This is a genomic window from Comamonas sp. JC664, from assembly GCF_042647185.1.
Genome location: NZ_JBHRUZ010000030.1, coordinates 1 through 16,639, shown reverse-complemented (window position 1 = coordinate 16,639; position 16,639 = coordinate 1). Strand labels below are relative to the sequence as shown.

Annotated in this window: 5 protein-coding genes and 13 pseudogenes; 13 read left to right on the top strand and 5 right to left on the bottom strand. The window is 65.2% G+C overall.

Features of this window, described 5'->3' with window-relative positions:
• Positions 1–80 precede the first annotated feature (80 nt).
• The 3 genes and pseudogenes from ACFODQ_RS04535 to tgt form a co-directional block, all read right to left on the bottom strand.
• Positions 81–815, bottom strand: coding sequence for a GGDEF domain-containing protein (locus tag ACFODQ_RS04535; protein WP_377015347.1), 735 nt, complete (start codon positions 813–815; stop codon positions 81–83).
• Positions 791–1,210 (bottom strand): hypothetical protein, encoded by a 420-nt coding sequence (locus tag ACFODQ_RS04530; protein WP_377015345.1) that lies wholly within the window; start codon positions 1,208–1,210, stop codon positions 791–793. Before ACFODQ_RS04530 ends, ACFODQ_RS04535 begins: the two co-directional genes overlap by 25 nt.
• A 657-nt stretch (positions 1,211–1,867) precedes the next feature.
• Positions 1,868–3,038: pseudogene (gene tgt, locus ACFODQ_RS04525) on the bottom strand (tRNA guanosine(34) transglycosylase Tgt).
• A 125-nt stretch (positions 3,039–3,163) separates the two neighbouring features.
• On the opposite strand from tgt, the gene ACFODQ_RS04520 reads away from it, so the two are divergent.
• A complete protein-coding gene (locus ACFODQ_RS04520) occupies positions 3,164–3,649 on the top strand; it encodes a universal stress protein (protein WP_021029012.1) in 486 nt (161 codons plus the stop codon).
• Positions 3,650–3,729: 80 nt separating this feature from the next.
• Here the strand turns inward: ACFODQ_RS04520 and ACFODQ_RS04515 are convergent, their stop codons facing one another.
• Positions 3,730–3,936, bottom strand: a complete 207-nt coding sequence (locus ACFODQ_RS04515; RefSeq protein ID WP_377015343.1) for a hypothetical protein — start codon at positions 3,934–3,936, stop codon at positions 3,730–3,732.
• The gene (locus ACFODQ_RS04510) at positions 3,906–4,253 is read right to left on the bottom strand and encodes a hypothetical protein (protein WP_377015341.1); all 348 of its coding nucleotides are present in this window, start codon (positions 4,251–4,253) and stop codon (positions 3,906–3,908) included. The genes ACFODQ_RS04515 and ACFODQ_RS04510 overlap by 31 nt, the downstream gene beginning before the upstream one ends.
• A gap of 125 nt (positions 4,254–4,378) precedes the next feature.
• On the opposite strand from ACFODQ_RS04510, the pseudogene ACFODQ_RS04505 reads away from it, so the two are divergent.
• The 12 pseudogenes from ACFODQ_RS04505 to ACFODQ_RS04450 all read left to right on the top strand — a co-directional run.
• Positions 4,379–6,701 (top strand): annotated as a pseudogene (locus ACFODQ_RS04505) (bifunctional salicylyl-CoA 5-hydroxylase/oxidoreductase).
• 12 nt (positions 6,702–6,713) lie between these two features.
• Positions 6,714–7,486 (top strand): annotated as a pseudogene (locus ACFODQ_RS04500) (SDR family NAD(P)-dependent oxidoreductase).
• Positions 7,487–7,509: 23 nt separating this feature from the next.
• Positions 7,510–8,363, top strand: a pseudogene (locus ACFODQ_RS04495) (enoyl-CoA hydratase family protein).
• A 1-nt stretch (position 8,364) separates the two neighbouring features.
• A pseudogene (locus ACFODQ_RS04490) lies at positions 8,365–9,540 on the top strand (acyl-CoA dehydrogenase family protein).
• A 59-nt stretch (positions 9,541–9,599) separates the two neighbouring features.
• A pseudogene (locus tag ACFODQ_RS04485) lies at positions 9,600–11,229 on the top strand (benzoate-CoA ligase family protein).
• 43 nt (positions 11,230–11,272) lie between these two features.
• Positions 11,273–12,457, top strand: a pseudogene (locus tag ACFODQ_RS04480) (ABC transporter substrate-binding protein).
• A gap of 3 nt (positions 12,458–12,460) precedes the next feature.
• Positions 12,461–13,377: pseudogene (locus ACFODQ_RS04475) on the top strand (branched-chain amino acid ABC transporter permease).
• Positions 13,370–14,347, top strand: a pseudogene (locus ACFODQ_RS04470) (branched-chain amino acid ABC transporter permease). Before ACFODQ_RS04475 ends, ACFODQ_RS04470 begins: the two co-directional pseudogenes overlap by 8 nt.
• A 43-nt stretch (positions 14,348–14,390) precedes the next feature.
• Positions 14,391–15,154 (top strand): annotated as a pseudogene (locus ACFODQ_RS04465) (ABC transporter ATP-binding protein).
• Positions 15,154–15,862 (top strand): annotated as a pseudogene (locus ACFODQ_RS04460) (ABC transporter ATP-binding protein). The pseudogenes ACFODQ_RS04465 and ACFODQ_RS04460 overlap by 1 nt, the downstream one beginning before the upstream one ends.
• Position 15,863: 1 nt before the next feature.
• Positions 15,864–16,320 (top strand): annotated as a pseudogene (locus ACFODQ_RS04455) (acyl-CoA thioesterase).
• Between the two features lie 27 nt (positions 16,321–16,347).
• Positions 16,348–16,639 (top strand): annotated as a pseudogene (locus tag ACFODQ_RS04450) (RidA family protein); the annotation flags it as partial.

Genomic DNA, 16,639 nt, shown 5'->3' with positions numbered 1-16,639 from the left:
CACATTGAAACGGCGACAGTGGATTCGGCGTTGGCGTTTTTGCAGAGGAGCGGCTTGGCGTCGGCGCCGGTGCTGCTGCGTTAAGCCGCAGAGAGCGGCGCCGTCCAGACCGCGCAGTCGCGGCCCTGGGCCTTGGCTTGGTAAAGGGCCAGGTCCGCTTCACGCAGCAGGTCTTCGAGGCTGTCGCCGTGCTGCAGTGTTTGCTTGTAGGCCAGGCCGATGCTAAGCGTGGCCTGCAGCGGCTCGTGGTGCGCCGTCAGAAAGCGGCCGCTGCGCACGGTATGGCAGAGGCGCTCGGCAATGGCGGTGGCGTCTTCAAAGCTGATATGGGGTAGCACCACGGCGAACTCTTCGCCACCGATGCGGCCGAGCACATCCTGCGGGCGCAGCGATTCGGTCAGCACCTGGCTGACATCGCGCAGCAGACGGTCGCCACTGGCATGGCCGTGGTTGTCGTTGACGCGCTTGAAATGGTCCAGGTCCAGCATCAGCACCGCCGCCGAACTGCCTTCATGGGTCAGGCGCTTGAGCAGCGCATGGCTGGCCTGCACAAAGCCATTGCGGCTAAGCACATCGGTCAGGCTGTCGTGGTGGGCCTGGTAGCGCATTCGGTGCAAGAGCTCGGCGCGTGCGGCGTGCGAGCCCGCCACCGACAGCGGCCCCAGGATCAGCATCGTGATGCCCAGGCGCAGACTGGCCACATCGAGCACATTGGCCGGGATAAAGCCCACGATGTTGGAGATCACGATCACCTTGGTCACAAACACCACCATGGTGATGATGGCGGTGGTCAGGATCGGTAGGACAGCGCGCACCACAGCAGCGCGGGCAGCGAGAACACCAGCGAGCCGACCTTGTTGCCCACCATGTAGCTGGTCATCTCCAGGCCGACCACGGCCAGCGCGGGCAGCAGTTTCAAGGCCCAGGATTGGCGCTCTTGCTTTGCGCCGCTGCTGCGTGCCGAGGGCAGCGCCAGCAGGAACGGCAGCAGCACCATCGCGTTCATCCATTCGCCGGTCCACCACATCAGCAGCCCCTGGCGCATCGACAGATCAAAGGCCCAGGCGCTGATGGGCCCGCCAATGGCCGCCGATACCAGCGATGCCATGCCGCTGGCAAAGAACACCAGCAAGGCGGAATACTGGCCCTCCATCTGCAGATCGCGCTGGATTGCCGGCGCAGAAACAGCCAGCCGCAGGCGGCGCCGCACAGGTTGGCGGTGGTAAAGCCAGGGACAGCCACAAGGAGGTACCGGTGATCAGATCGGCCAGCACAAAGCTGGCAAAAAGGGCAGCGAGCCCCACAGGCCGCATCAGGCGCGGGTAGCGCAGCAACAGCACCAGCACGATCTGGTTGGCAGGCCAGAACACCGAGAGGTAGCCGAGCGGTCGCAGCAAGATGCCCACCATCGCCGCCGCAAACACCGCCAAGCTGGCGCAGAGCAGCAAGCGACCGCTATGGGGTTGCTCCAAGGGATGGACGGACGACGCGGTCGGCATGGGAATGAGGGAGGATGGGCGAAATATACCCGCTCACCTGCCAAGCCATGGGCCCAACCCCGTGGGCCAGTCACGCATTGGCAGGTGGGCAATTGCAGCCGCAAGGTCGCGGCAGACTGAAGTTTTTATGAGCTAATAAACTCATTCATTTACTGTTGCTTCCAAAAAAGGAGCTAACAATTCATGCCAGTGGCGCCTATAGCAGGAACATGCCGCTGAGGACTGGTGCTGTGGTGGCCGCTGGATGGGGCTTGGCAGTGGGCGCTCAGCACAAGATGGCCCTGTCTCGTACTTTACGCTGGGGCTGTCAAGCGTGGCGTGGCATTGTCTCGTGGCCCCCACGCTTTGCCGCGCAGAGGGCCTGGCACTCAGATACCGCGTGCCCGGTCCGACTTGAACTGGGCGCGGAACTGGGCAAAGTGGCCGGCATCGAGCGACTGGCGCACTTCCTGCATCAGGTTCAGGTAGTAGTGCAGGTTGTGGATGGTGGTCAGCATGGGGCCCAGCATCTCACCGCAGCGGTCCAGGTGGTGCAGGTAGGCGCGCTGAAACCCTCGCGCCCGCCGTTGTCCCAGCTCACCCCGCTCTTGCCGGCGCAGGCGTGGCAGGTGCAGGAGGTGTCGATGGGCTGGTGGTCGGTCTTGTGGCGGGCGTTGCGGATCTTCAGGTCGCCATAGCGGGTGAAGATGGTGCCGTTGCGCGCATTGCGCGTGGGCATCACGCAGTCGAACATGTCCACACCATCGGCCACACCCTGCACCAGGTCCTCGGGCGTGCCCACGCCCATCAGGTAGCGCGGCTTGTGGGCTGGCAGCAGGTGGGGCGTGTGCTGCATGATGTCCAGCATCTCGTCCTTGGGCTCGCCCACCGAGACGCCGCCTACCGCATAACCGGGGAAATCGATCTCCAGCAGGCCTTGCAGCGATTCCTCGCGCAGGTGCTTGAACATGCCGCCCTGCACGATGCCGAACAAGGCATTGGGGTTGTCCAGGCGCTCGAACTCTTCCTTGGAGCGCTTGGCCCAGCGGCGGCTCATCTCCATCGATTTGCGCGCTTCTGCCTCGGTGGTCTTCTTGCCGTTGGTCTCGTACGGCGTGCACTCGTCGAGCTGCATGACGATGTCCGAGTTCAGAATCGTCTGGATCTGCATGCTGACCTCGGGCGACATGAACAGCTTGTCGCCATTGACCGGGCTTTGGAAATGCACGCCTTCTTCGGTGATCTTGCGCATCGCGCCCAGCGACCAGACCTGAAAGCCGCCCGAGTCGGTAAGGATAGGTTTGTCCCATTTCTCGAAACCGTGCAGGCCGCCAAAGCTTTTCATCACATCCAGCCCCGGGCGCATCCACAGGTGGAAGGTATTGCCCAGAATGATCTGGGCACCCATTTCTTCGAGCTGCGCGGCATCACGCCCTTGACAGTGCCATAGGTGCCCACGGGCATGAAGATGGGGGTCTGCACCACGCCATGGTTGAGCGTGAGCGTGCCACGGCGTGCGTGGCTGGTGGGATCGGTTTTGAGAAGGTCGAACTGCAGCATAACCGGGCATTTTCGCAGATGTGCGGTAGTTGACGGCGCGGCGGGTTTCGCAGGCTCGTCTCTGACACAGGGGCTGCCGGCAGATCGCTACACTGGTCTTATCTTTCACTGCCAAGGAGAAGCCCATGCTCAACATCATGATCGCCGTCGACGGATCGCCCAACTCGCTGCAGGCGGTGCAGCACGGCGTGCAGCTGGTGCAGCAGGGCTTGCGCGCCCATGTGGTGGTCGCCCATGTGCAAAAGGAGGCCAGCTTTCTGGAGCTGGCTACGCAGGATTCGGAGCTGATCGCCAACGCCAGCCTGGAGGCGGGCATGGACCTGGTTGCTCCGGCGCTGGACATGCTGCGCCTGGCCGGTGTGTCGTATGAGGTGGAGATCCGCCTGGGCGATATCTACGCGAGCCTGCTCGACATCGCAGAGGAGAAGGGCTGCGGCCTGATCGTGCTCGGTGCCACCGGCGAGAGCATGCTGGGCAGCATTCTGATCGGCTCGGTCTCGCGCGAGGTGGCCCGCCACAGCAAGGTGCCGACCACCATCGTCAAGATGCCCGAGGTGCTGGAGGCCGATGAGGCAGATGGCGACCTGAGCCAGGCCGATACCGCGATGTAATTCCCCAAGAGGGCCAGAGACGTCTGAGAGCCTGCCGGACCAGCGCGTCCGCAGGCTCTTTGTCATTTTTGGGGAGGTACTCAGTCGGCAACCTGCTCCACCCGCTGGCCCACAATCTGCCGCAGCACGCCCAGCTGCTCATACAGCTCACGCGCGGCATCTGCGCCCAGCGGTGCGAGCAAATGCTCCAGCCACTGCTCATGCGCCTTGGCCATGGCGCTGAACTGCTTTTTGCCGCTGCGCGTCAGGCGCACCGTCATCGACCGCCGGTCCTCGTCATCGGCCACCCGCTCCACCCAGCCTTCTGCCACCACTGGTCCGTCAGACCGGTGATATTGCCACCGGTGACCATCAGGTACTCGGACAGCGTCTTCATGCGCAAACCCTTGGGGAAGCGGCTGAGCTGGGCCAGGTAGTCAAAGCGCGGCAAGGTGGTGGCGAACTGGGTGCGCAGCTTGCTGCGAATCACCTGTTCGATCTGCGTGCTGCAGGTCATCAGCCGCAGCCACAGGCGCACGGCCTGGTGTTCGTCATGGGCGAGGCCGGCCTCGCGGCCAGCCATGCCGCCACCGGAATCGGAGGGGGAGTTGCAGAGGGTTTGCATGTCAGCCATGGCGCCCATGGTGCAGTACCGCAGGCGGCTCCAGTGATAGGGTATGTGCGTATTTTAGTGAATTATTTATGCATCAATAATTTAGTTATAAAGTATTTTTCAGGATGGTCCTGGCCATGAAAATTGTCTGCATCGGCGGCGGCCCGCCGGCTTGTATTTTGCGCTGCTGATGAAGCAGATGGACCCCGCACATGACGTGACCGTGGTCGAGCGCAACAAGCCCTATGACACCTTTGGCTGGGGTGTGGTGTTCTCTGACGCGACGATGGACAACATGCGCGAATGGGACCCGGCGACGGCTGCGCAGATCGAAGCGGCCTTCAACCACTGGGACGATATCGAGCTGCTGTTCAAGGGCCGCAAGATCCGCTCGGGCGGACATGGCTTTGTCGGCATTGGCCGCAAGCATTTGCTCAACATTCTGCAGGCACGTTGCGAGCAGCTGGGTGTCCAGCTCGTGTTCGAGACCGATGTGCAGTCCGACGAGGACTATGCCGATGCCGACCTCATCATCGCCAGCGATGGCGTGAACTCGCGCATCCGCAGCAAATATGCCGAGGTCTTCAAGCCCGATATCGTCACCCGCCCCAACCGCTTTATCTGGCTGGGCGCCAACAAGGTCTACGAGGCCTTTACCTTTGACTTTGTGCGCACCGAGCACGGCTGGTTCCAGGCCCATATCTACCAGTTCGACGACAAGACCTCGACCTTTATCGTCGAGACCACCGAAGAGACCTGGAAGGCCTGCGGCCTGGACACGGCCGACCAGGCGCAGTCGATTGCCTTTGCGAGGAGCTGTTTGCCGACAACCTGCAAGGCGCGCGGCTGATGACCAATGCGCGCCATCTGCGCGGCTCGGCCTGGATCAATTTTCAGCGCGTGGTCTGCGACCAGTGGTGGCTGCAAAACGCCAAGGGCAGCCATGTGGTGCTGATGGGCGACGCGGTGCACACGGCGCATTTCGCAATTGGCTCGGGCACCAAGCTGGCGATTGAGGATGCGATCGAGCTGGCGCGGCAGTTCCAGCAGCTGGGCGATGGCAAGGCGCAGATCCCGGCGGTGCTGCAGGCCTACCAGGCGCTGCGCCGGGTGGAGACCTTGCGCATCCAGAATGCCGCCTGGAACGCGATGGAGTGGTTCGAGGTCTGCGGCAAGCGCTACTGCGACCAGCTCGAACCCGAGCAGTTCATGTACTCGATGCTGACACGCAGCCAGCGCATCAGCCATGAGAACCTGCGCCTGCGCGATGCCGCCTGGCTGGGCGGCTATGAGGCCTGGCTGGCCGCGCAAAACGGGGTGGAGGTGCAGGGCAAGGCGCCGCCGCCGATGTTCCTGCCCTATACCCTGCGCGGCCTGACCTTGAAGAACCGCATCGTCGTCTCGCCGATGGCGCAGTACTCGGCGGTGGATGGCGTGCCCGGCGACTACCACCTGGTGCACCTGGGCGCGCGGGCCATGGGTGGCGCCGGTCTGGTGTTTGCCGAGATGGCCTGCGTCAGCCCAGAAGGCCGCATCACCCCCGGCTGCCCCGGCACCTACAGCCAGGCACAAAAGCAGGCCTGGCAGCGCATCAGCGACTGGATCCACACCCACAGCGATGCCAAGTTTGCGATGCAGATCGGCCATGCCGAGCGAAAGCCTCCACCCGCCTGGCCTGGGAGGGCACGGACCTGCCGCTCGCCGAGGGCAACTGGCCCATCATCTCGGCCTCGCCCCAGCAGTATCTGGAAGGCGTGAGCCAGATCTCGCAGGCGATGAGCCTGGCCCAGATGGACGAGGTCAAGCAGCAGTTTGTACAAGCCGCCCAGATGGCTGCCGAGGTGGGTGCCGATTGGCTGGAGCTGCACTGCGCCCATGGCTATCTGCTGTCCAGTTTTATTTCGCCGTTGACCAACCAGCGGGGTGATGCCTATGGCGGCAGCCTGGAAAACCGCCTGCGCTACCCGCTGGAGGTGTTCCGGGCCGTGCGCGCCGTCTGGCCGCAGGAGCGGCCGATGTCGGTGCGCATCTCCGCCCATGACTGGGTGCCCGGCGGCATCACGCCGGATGACGCGGTAGAGATTGCCAAGGCCTTCAAGGCCGCAGGCGCGGACCTGATCGACTGCTCGTCCGGTCAGGTCAGCAAGCAGGAGAAGCCGGTCTATGGCCGCATGTTCCAGACCCCGTTTGCCGACCGCATCCGCAGGAGGCGGGTATTGCGACGATGGCCGTGGGCGCGATCAGCGAGGCCGACCATGCGAACTCCATCATTGCCGCCGGCCGTGCCGATCTCTGTGCTGTCGCCCGCCCCCACCTGGCCAACCCGCCTGGACCCTGACCGAGGCGGCCAAGATTGGCTACACCGCCATTGCCTGGCCCAAGCCTTACTTTGCCGGCAAGCGCCAGATGGAGAGCCTGTTCGAGCGCGAGAAGGCCCAGCAAGCGGCCGCCGGCCATTGAGGAGCGCTGCCGATGTCAAGCAAGAGCTTTGAAGGACAGCATGCACTGGTAACCGGCGCCGGCCAGGGCATTGGCGAGGCGATTGCGCGCCAGCTGCTGGCGCAGGGCGCCCGGGTGACGGTGCTGGGCCGCCGGCCCGAGCCGCTGCAACAACTGGTGGATGCCCACCCAGGCCAGTGCCAGCGGGTGTTGGCCGATGTGGCGCAAGGGCCTGAAGTGGTCGCAGCCTTTGCGCAGGCTGTCGCCGCCTTTGGCGATATCCAGATCCTGGTGAACAACGCCGGCCAGGCGCAGAGCGCGCCCTTTATGAAGACCGATGCCCAGCTGTGGTCGCAGATGCTGGCGGTGAACCTGACCGGCACGATGCTGTGCAGCAGCAGGTGCTGCCGGCGATGCAGGCGGCAGGCTATGGCCGCATCGTCAATGTGGCCAGCACCGCAGGCCTGACCGGCTACGCCTATGTATCGGCCTATGTGGCGGCCAAGCATGGTGTGGTGGGCCTGACCCGCGCGCTGGCGCTGGAAGTGGCAAGCCGGGGCATCACCGTGAATGCGGTGTGCCCGGGTTACACCGAAACCGACCTGGTCAAGACCAGCATCGACCGGGTGGTGGCCAAGACCGGCCGCAGCCCCGAGCAGGCCATGGCCGAATTTGTGCGCGACAACCCCCAGGGCCGCCTGGTGCAGCCCCAGGAGGTGGCCGATGCCGTCGTCTGGCTCTGCGGCAAGGGCGCTGGCGCGATGACCGGCCAGGCCATTGCGGTGGCTGGCGGCGAAGTGATGTGAACCCCGAATTTGTGGAGACAGGCATGAGCGAATACACCATTGACCCCGCGCTGGTGGCGGGCAACCACCAGCAGCTGGCCGGCTACCAGCCCGGCATTTTCTGTGGCAGGTCCATGCCGGCGTGGCAACGATCACGCTCAACCGGCCCGAGCGCAAGAATCCGCTGACCTTTGATTCCTATGCCGAGCTGCGCGACCTGTTCCACCGGCTGAAGTGGGCGCAGGATGTCAAGGCCGTGGTGCTGGTGGGCGCGGGCGGCAATTTCTGCTCCGGCGGCGATGTGCATGAAATCATCGGCCCGCTGGTGGCCCTCAAGGCCCCCGAGCTGCTGATGTTCACCCGCATGACCGGCGAGCTGATCAAGGCCATGCGGGCCTGCCCGCAGCCCATCATTGCGGCGGTCGATGGCATCTGTGCCGGCGCCGGCGCCATCATGGCGATGGCCTCGGACATACGCCTGGGCACGGCGCGCAGCAAGACGGCGTTCCTGTTCAACCGCGTGGGCCTGGCCGGCTGCGACATGGGCGCCTGCGCCTTTTTGCCGCGCATCATCGGCCAGGGCCGGGCCAGCGAGCTGCTCTATACCGGCCGCAGCCTGGGCGGCGAAGAGGGCGAGCGCTGGGGCTTTTTCAACCGCCTGGCCGAGCCCGAAGCGCTGCTGGCGCAGGCCCAGCAGATGGCGGCTGACCTGGCCGCCGGCCCGAGCTTTGCCAATGGCATCACCAAGACCCAGCTGCACCAGGAATGGGCGATGACCATCGACCAGGCCATTGAGGCCGAGGCGCAGGCGCAGGCCATCTGCATGCTGACCGAAGACTTCAAGCGCGCCTACGAGGCCTTTGTGGCCAAGCAAAAGCCGCAATTCCAGGGGAACTGACATGGCTGACACCCGTTACCTGCAGTGGCCGTTTTTTGAGCCTCGCCACGCGCAGCTGGCGCAGACGCTCGATGCCTGGGCCGCCGAGCATGTCGCTCATGTGCACAGCAGCGACACCGACGGCGATTGCCGCGCGTTGGTCAAGGCGCTGGGCCAGGCGGGCTGGCTGCGCCATGCGGTGGCGGGCGAGGCGCATGGCGGCGTAGCCGCGCAAATCGACACCCGCGCCATCTGCCTGGTCCGCGAAACGCTGGCACGCCACAACGGTCTGGCCGACTTTGCCTTTGCGATGCAGGGGCTGGGCTCGGGCGCGATCAGCCTGGCGGGCACGGAGGCGCAGAAGGCGCGCTACCTGGGCCGGGTGGCCCGGGGCGAGGCCATTGCGGCCTTTGCGCTGTCCGAGCCCGATGCCGGCTCGGACGTCGCGGCCATGGCCTGCGCGGCCCGCCTGGACGGTGACCACTATGTCATCGACGGCGAAAAAACCTGGATCTCGAACGGTGGCATTGCCGACTTTTATTGTGGTGTTTGTGCGCAGCGGCGAGGCGCCGGGGGCGCGCGGTATCTCGGCGCTGATCGTGGATGCGGATACGCCTGGCCTGGAGATTGCCGAGCGCATCGATGTGATCGCGCCGCACCCGCTGGCGCGGCTGCGCTTTAGCGGCTGCCGCGTGCCGGTGAGCCAGCGCATGGGCGCGGCCGGTGAGGGTTTCAAGCTGGCGATGCGCACCCTGGATGTGTTCCGCACCTCGGTGGCCGCCGCCGCGCTGGGCTTTGCGCGCCACGCGATGGACGAGGCCTTGCAGCGCGCCACCAGCCGCCGCATGTTCCAGGGCGTGCTGGCCGATTTTCAGCTCACCCAGGCCAAGCTCGCGCAGATGGCCACGCAGATCGACAGCGCCGCGCTGCTGACCTACCGCGCCGCCTGGCAGCGTGACCAGGGCCAGAGCGTGACCAGCGAGGCGGCGATGGCCAAGATGACCGCCACCGAGAACGCGCAGCAGGTGATCGATGCAGCGCTGCAGATGTGGGGCGGGCTGGGTGTTGTCAGCGGCCAGCCGGTCGAGCGCCTGTACCGCGAGATCCGCGCGCTGCGCATTACGAAGGAGCGACCGAGGTGCAGCAGCTCATCATCGCCCGCGAGCTGCTCAAACAAGTGGCGCCCGCTGCGCCTTGAGCTCTGCCTAGCACCTGGATTCCGGTTCCGGTTTCTCCTTTCAGTCTGGAGTTTGCGAGATGTCTGCCACGCCCTATACCGCGCATACCGACCGCTTTGCGGCCACGCATTTGCCGCCGCCCGAGTTGCAGCCGACTACCTGTTCGAGCTGCCCGAGCTGCAGTTCCCCGAGCGCCTCAACTGCGCCGCCGAGCTGCTGGACCGCCATGTGGCCGAGGGCCGGGGCGAGCGCCTGTGCCTGCAGGCCCAGGGCATGCGCTGGACCTATGCCGACTTGCAGGCCCAGGCCAACCGCATCGCCAATGTGTTGACCGCGCAGATGGGCCTGGTGCCCGGCAACCGCGTGCTGCTGTGCGCGCCCAACAACCCGATGATGGTGGCGAGCTGGTTTGCGGTGGTCAAGGCCGGCGGCATTGCGGTGGCTGCGATGCCGCTGCTGCGCGCCAAGGAGCTGGGCACCATCATCGAGATTGCCCAGGTCAGCCATGCGCTGTGCGATGCGGCGTTGCAGGCCGAGGTGCAGGCGACGCAGGCGGCCAACCCGCGCTTGCAGGCGGTGCGGTACTTCAATGGCAGTGGCCTGCCGGCAGCGCAGGCGCTGGAGCCGCTGATGGCCCAGGCCTCGCCGCATTTCGACACGGTGCAGACGGCGGCGACCGACACCTGCCTGCTGGGCTTTACCTCGGGCACCACGGGCGTGCCCAAGGCCACGATGCATTTCCACCGCGATGTCATGGCGGTCTGTGCCTGCTGGCCGCGCCATGTGCTGCGGGCTGCGCCCGATGATGTGTTTATCGGCAGCCCGCCACTGGCCTTTACCTTTGGCCTGGGTGGGCAGGTGCTGTTCCCGATGGCGATTGGTGCGTCGATGGCGCTGCTGGAAAAAGCAGGGCCCGCACAGCTGGTCGATGGCATCGCGCAGTTTGGCGCGACCGTGGTGTTCACCGCGCCCACCTCGTACCGCGTGATGGCCCAGCAGGGCGAGCGGCTGCGCCAGACGCGGCTGCGCAAATGCGTATCGGCCGGCGAGGCCTTGAATGCCTCGACCCGCGCGCTGTGGAAAGAGGCGACCGGCATCGAGATCATCGACGGCATTGGCTCGACCGAGATGCTGCACATCTTCATCTCGCACCGCGAGGATGAGGCGCGTCCCGGCGCCACCGGACGGGCGGTGCCCGGCTACCACGCCAAGGTGGTTGATGATCAGGGCCAGGAAGTGCCGGCCGGCACGGTGGGCAAGCTGGCGGTGCAGGGCCCTACCGGCTGCCGTTATTTGAACGACAGCCGCCAGACCCAGTATGTGCACGCAGGCTGGAACCTGACGGGTGACGCCTATGTGATGGATGCGGACGGCTATTTTCATTACCAGGCCCGCACCGATGACATGATCATCTCCTCGGCTACAACATCGCCGCGCCGGAGGTCGAAGACGCCTTGCTCGCGCATGCGGCGGTGGCCGAATGCGCGGTGATCGGGCTGCCCGACAGCGAGCGCGGCCAGATCGTCAAGGCCTTTGTGGTGCTGCGCCCGGGCTTTGTGGCGGACGCGGACATGGCCAAGACCTTGCAGGATTTTGTCAAAAGCACGGTGGCGCCCTACAAATACCCACGGGCCGTGGAGTTTGTCGCGCAGCTGCCGCGCACGGCTACGGGAAAACTACAACGGTTTCGGCTGCACAGCCCGGCATAGTAGCGGCTCGGCGAATTTTTACGTACTTCAACAGGGAACCAGCATGAAGCCTCATCTCTTGCATCGCAGTCTTGTCAGTCTGTCCATCGCGCTGCTGTGCGCCAGCAGCGCCAGTGCCGCCGACCAGGTCAAGGTGGGGTTGCTCAGCACCTTGTCGGGCCCCGGCGCCGGTTTGGGCACCGATATCCGCGACGGCTTCCAGCTGGCCGTCAAGCACATGAACGGCAAGATCGGCAACCTGCCTGCCGAGTGGTGGTGGTCGATGACCAGCAAAACCCCGAGGTGGCCAAGCAGACGGCCGAGCGCCTGCTCAAGCGTGACAAGGTGGATTTCATGACCGGCACCGTGTTCTCCAACGTGATGCTGGCCGTGGGCCCGGCCGCGTTCCAGAACAAGACCTTCTTCATCAGCCCCAATGCCGGCCCCTCGCAGTACGCGGGCGCCCAGTGCAACCCGTATTTCTTCAATGTCTCGCAGCAAAACGATGCGCTGCATGAGGCAGCGGGCCAGACCATGCAGGACAAGGGTTTCAAGCGTGTGGCGCTGATCGCGCCCAACTACCCCGCAGGCAAGGACTCGATCGCCGGCTTCAAGCGCTTCTACAAGGGCGAGATCGGCATGGAGACCTATACCTCGCTGAGCCAGCTGGACTATGGCGCCGAGATCTCCAAGATGCGTGCGGCCCAGGTCGATGGCGTCTACATCTTTCTGCCCGGTGGCCTGGGCGTGAACTTCATCAAGCAGTTTGTCGGTGCCGGCCTGTCCAAGGACATCACCTTGTATGCGCCGGGCTTCTCGGCCGATGAGGACGTGATCCGCGCGGTGGGTGACTCGATGCTGGGGCACCTTCAACACCTCGCAGTGGGCGCATGACCTGGACAATGCCGCGAACAAGAAATTCGTCGCCGACTTCCAGAAGGAGTTTGGCCGCAACCCCTCGCTCTACGCCTCGCACGGCTATGACGCCGCCCGCCTGATGGACGCGGCGGTGCGCGATGTCAAGGGCAAGCTCGATGACAAGGCGGCCTTGCGCAAGGCCATCGAGGCGGCCAGGTTCGAGTCGGTGCGCGGCAGTTTCAAGTTCAACAGCAACCATTTCCCGGTGCAGGACTATTACCTGCGCGTGGTGAGCAAGGATGCGCAGGGCAAGCTGACCAACCGCACAGTGGGCACGGTGTTCAAGAACCACCAGGATGCCTACGTCAAAGACTGCAAGATGCCCTCCTGATCGATGAACACCATCCTGATTCTTGAGCAGATGCTCAACGGCCTGCAGTTCGGCCTGATGCTGTTCCTGCTGGCCGCCGGCTTGACCCTCGTGTTCGGCATCATGGACATGATCAACCTGGCCCATGGCTCGCTCTACATGATCGGCGCCTACCTGGTGGCCAGCCTTAGCAGGCGACCGGCTCGTTCTGGCTGGGCCTGGGCCTGGGGGTGCTGGCCACGGTGCGGTGGGCGTGCTGCTGGAATACACGATCCTGCGCCGCCTCTACCACCGTGACCACCTGTCGCAGGTGATGGGCACCTTTGCCATCTTGCTGATGAGCAACGAGATCGTGCGCATCATCTGGGGCGCGCAGCCGCTGATGCTCAACCCGCCCGCCGCGCTGGCCGGGCCGGTGACCTTGATGGATGGTTTTTCCTACCCGCCTACCGGCTGCTGATCATCGGTGTGGGCCTGGCCGTGGCGCTACTGCTGTGGCTCCTGGTGACCCGCACGCGCTTTGGCATGCAGGTGCGCGCGGGCGCGGCCAACCGCGAGATGGCGACTGCCATGGGCGCCAATGTGCGCCGGCTGTTCACGCTGGTGTTTGCGCTGGGCGCTGCGCTGTGTGCGGTGGCGGGCGGCATGCTGGGCCCGCTGCTGGCGGTGCAGGTGGGCATGGGCGAGAGCATTCTGATCCTCGCCTTTGTGGTGATCGTCATTGGCGGCATTGGCTCGATCCGGGGCGCGCTGATGGGCGCCTTGCTGGTGGGGCTGGTCGATACCGCCGGCCGCACCCTCGTGCCCTTGTTGTTGACAAGGCCATGGGGCCCGAGGTAGCAGCCTACGCTGGCCCTGCCGTGGCCTCGGTGCTGATCTATGTGCTGATGGCTGCCGTGCTTTTCACCAAACCCCAAGGTCTGTTCCCCGCCCATGACTGACACATCCGCCCCCCAACCCGCCGCTGCGCAGGCGATACGGGCCACGCAGCCCAGCGTCTTCGACCACCGGCTGCAGCCCCGGCTGGTGCTGCCTTTGCTCGCGCTGCTGATTGCCTTTCCGCTGATCGCCCAGGCGACGGGGTGAGGATTTCTACATCGGCGTGGCCAGCCGTGTGCTGGTGTTTGGCCTGGCCGCTGCCAGCCTCAACTTCATCCTCGGTTTTGGCGGCATGGTGAGCTTTGGCCATGCGGCCTTTGTCGGCCTGGGTGCCTACACCGTGGGCCTGCTGATGCAGCAGGGCATTACCTCGGCCTGGCTGGCCTGGCCGCTGGCCATGCTGATGGGCGCGGCCTTCTCGCTGCTGGTGGGCGCGATCAGTCTGCGCACCCAGGGCGTGTACTTCATCATGATCACCTTGGCCTTTGCGCAGATGCTGTACTACCTGATCATGTCGTTCAAATCGCTGGCGGTGATGACGGGCTGTCGCTGCCCAGCCGCTCGGATATCGGGCTGGGTCTGGATCTGGGCCAGGATGCGACCTTCTACTATGTGGTGCTGGCGCTGGTCAGCACCAGCCTGCTGCTGATGGCGCGCGTGCTCAATGCGCGCTTTGGCCATGTGCTGCAGGCCATCAAGGAGAACGAGACCCGCATGCAGGCCATCGGCTTTCCGGTCTACCGCTACAAGCTCGTGGCCTTCACGTTGGCCGGAGCCTTTGCTGGCCTGGCCGGCGCGATGCTGGCCAACCAGGGCAGCTTTGTCGGCCCCGGCATGCTGCAGTGGACCCAGTCGGGCATCCTGCTGATCATGGTCATCCTCGGCGGTGTCGGCCATCTGTATGGGGGCCTCTTGGGCGCGGCGGTGTTCCTGCTGCTCGAAGAAGTGCTGGCCGCCTATACGGTGCACTGGCAGCTGGGCCTGGGCGCCGTGCTGCTGATCGTGGTGCTGGTGGCACCCAATGGTTGCTGAGCCTGCGGCGCGGCATGTGGAGCAAGCGATGAGCACGGCCAAGATGCCAACCCCTTTGTTGCAGGTGCAGAACCTGGTCAAGCGCTTTGGTGGCCTCACCGCCACCGACCATGCCAGCTTTGCGGTGCAGGCCGGCCAGATCCATGCCTTGATCGGGCCGAACGGCGCGGGCAAGACGACCTTGATCCACCAGCTGTCGGGCGCGCTGGCATCCGATGCGGGCCAGATCCTGTTTGCCGGTGAGGCCATGGAGCGCAAGCCCATGCCCGCGCGGGTGCAGGCCGGCCTGGTGCGCTCCTACCAGATCACCAGCATCTTCAAGCGCCTGACGGTGCTGGAGAACATTGCACTGGGCGTGCAGGCACGCGATGGATCGAGCTGGCGCTTTTGGCGCCCGGCACGCAGCGAAAGCGCACGCTATGCGCAGGCGGCCGAGGTGGCCGAGCGCGTAGGCCTGGCCGCCCAGTTGCAGCAAACGGCGGGCCTGCTGGCGCACGGTGAGCAGCGCCAGCTGGAGGTGGCACTGGCGCTGGCCACGCGGCCGCGCATGCTGCTGCTCGATGAGCCGATGGCGGGCATGGGCCCGGACGAATCCGAGCGCATGGTGCAGCTGCTGCTGCAGCTGCGCCAGGACACGACGATCCTGCTCGTCGAGCACGACATGGACGCGGTCTTCCGGCTGGCCGACCGCATCTCGACGCTGGTATTTGGCAAGGTGATTGCGACGGGCACGCCCGATGAGATTCGGCGCAACCCGATGTGCGGCGTGCCTATCTGGGCGATGAAGCTGCAGAGGAGGCCGCCTGATGAGCAATTTGCTGGAAGTGGATGCACTGGAGACCTGCTACGGCAGCAGCCAGGTGCTGTTTGGCATGCATCTGCGCATGGCGGCGGGCGAGGTCGCGACCTTGCTGGGGCGCAATGGCATGGGCAAGACCACGACGGTGCGCAGCCTCCTGGGCATGACACCGGCATCGGCGGGCAGCGTGCGGTTTCGGGGTGAGCGCATCGAGCACCTGCCCGCCGACCGCATTGCGCGCATGGGCATGGCCGTGGTGCCCGAGGGCCGGCAGATCTTTGCCAACCTGACGGTGCAGGAAAACCTGCAGGCCTTTGCGGCCAACCGCAATGCCTCGGAGAACCCCTGGTCGCTCGACCGTGTCTACCAGCTGTTCCCGCGCCTGGCCGAGCGCGCCGGCAACCCCGGCAACCGGCTCTCGGGCGGCGAGCAGCAGATGCTGGCCATTGGCCGGGCGCTGATGACCAACCCGCATCTGCTGATTCTGGACGAGGCCACCGAGGGCCTGGCGCCGCTGATCCGCGAGGAGATCTGGCAATGCCTGGCGGCCTTGCGCGCGCAGGGCCAGGCGATTTTGGTGATCGACAAATACGTCAAGCGGCTGATGGCGCTGGCCGACCAGCACACGCTGATCGAGCGCGGCCAGGTGGTATGGCAGGGCAGCTCGGCAGCTGGAGGCGCAGCCCGCGCTGTGGCAGCGCTATATCGGGGTCTGACATGGCAGCCTTGACCTGGCCCGAGACCGGCCCCGTTTTTCGCGTGGCCACCGGCATCCGTTTTGCGCAGTGCGACCCGGCCGGCATTGTGTTTTATCCGCAGTACCTGGTGCTGTTCCAGTCGCTGGTGGAGGACTGGTTCAACCAGGCGCTGCACTACCCCTATGCCCAGAATGCTGGGGCCCGAACGCACGGGTCTGCCGATCGTGCACCTGGCCTGCGACTTTCGGGCGATTGCCCGCATGGGCGATGCGGTGCAGCTGGAGCTGGCCGTGCTGCGGCTGGGCAGCCGCTCGCTGCAGCTGGCGCTGCGCTGTGTGGGTGACGACGGCCAGGTGCGAGCACTGGCCCACCAGGCGCTGGTGTTCACCAGCCTGGACAGCCATGAAGCCATTCGCATACCGGCAGCCATCCACCGCCGCATGGCGGCCTGGCTGGCCGGTGAGCGCTTTCAATAATGCTTGGTTTTTAGAAGGAATCGTCTCATGCAAGTACTACTTCCCCAGGGCTGGCCCCGGCCCAAGGGCTATGCCAATGGCGTCATGGTCAGCGGCCGGCAGATTTTTGTCGCCGGCATGATCGGCTGGGATGCGCAAGGGGTGTTCCACACCGATGAACTGGCCGCCAGGTGCGCCAGGCGCTGCAGAACATTGTGGCGGTGCTCGAAGAGGGCGGCGCCCGGCCCGAGCATATCGTGCGCATGACCTGTACATCACCGACAAAGAGGCCTATATGGCCCAGCAGGCGGAGATCGGCAAGGCCCTACCGCGAGCTGAT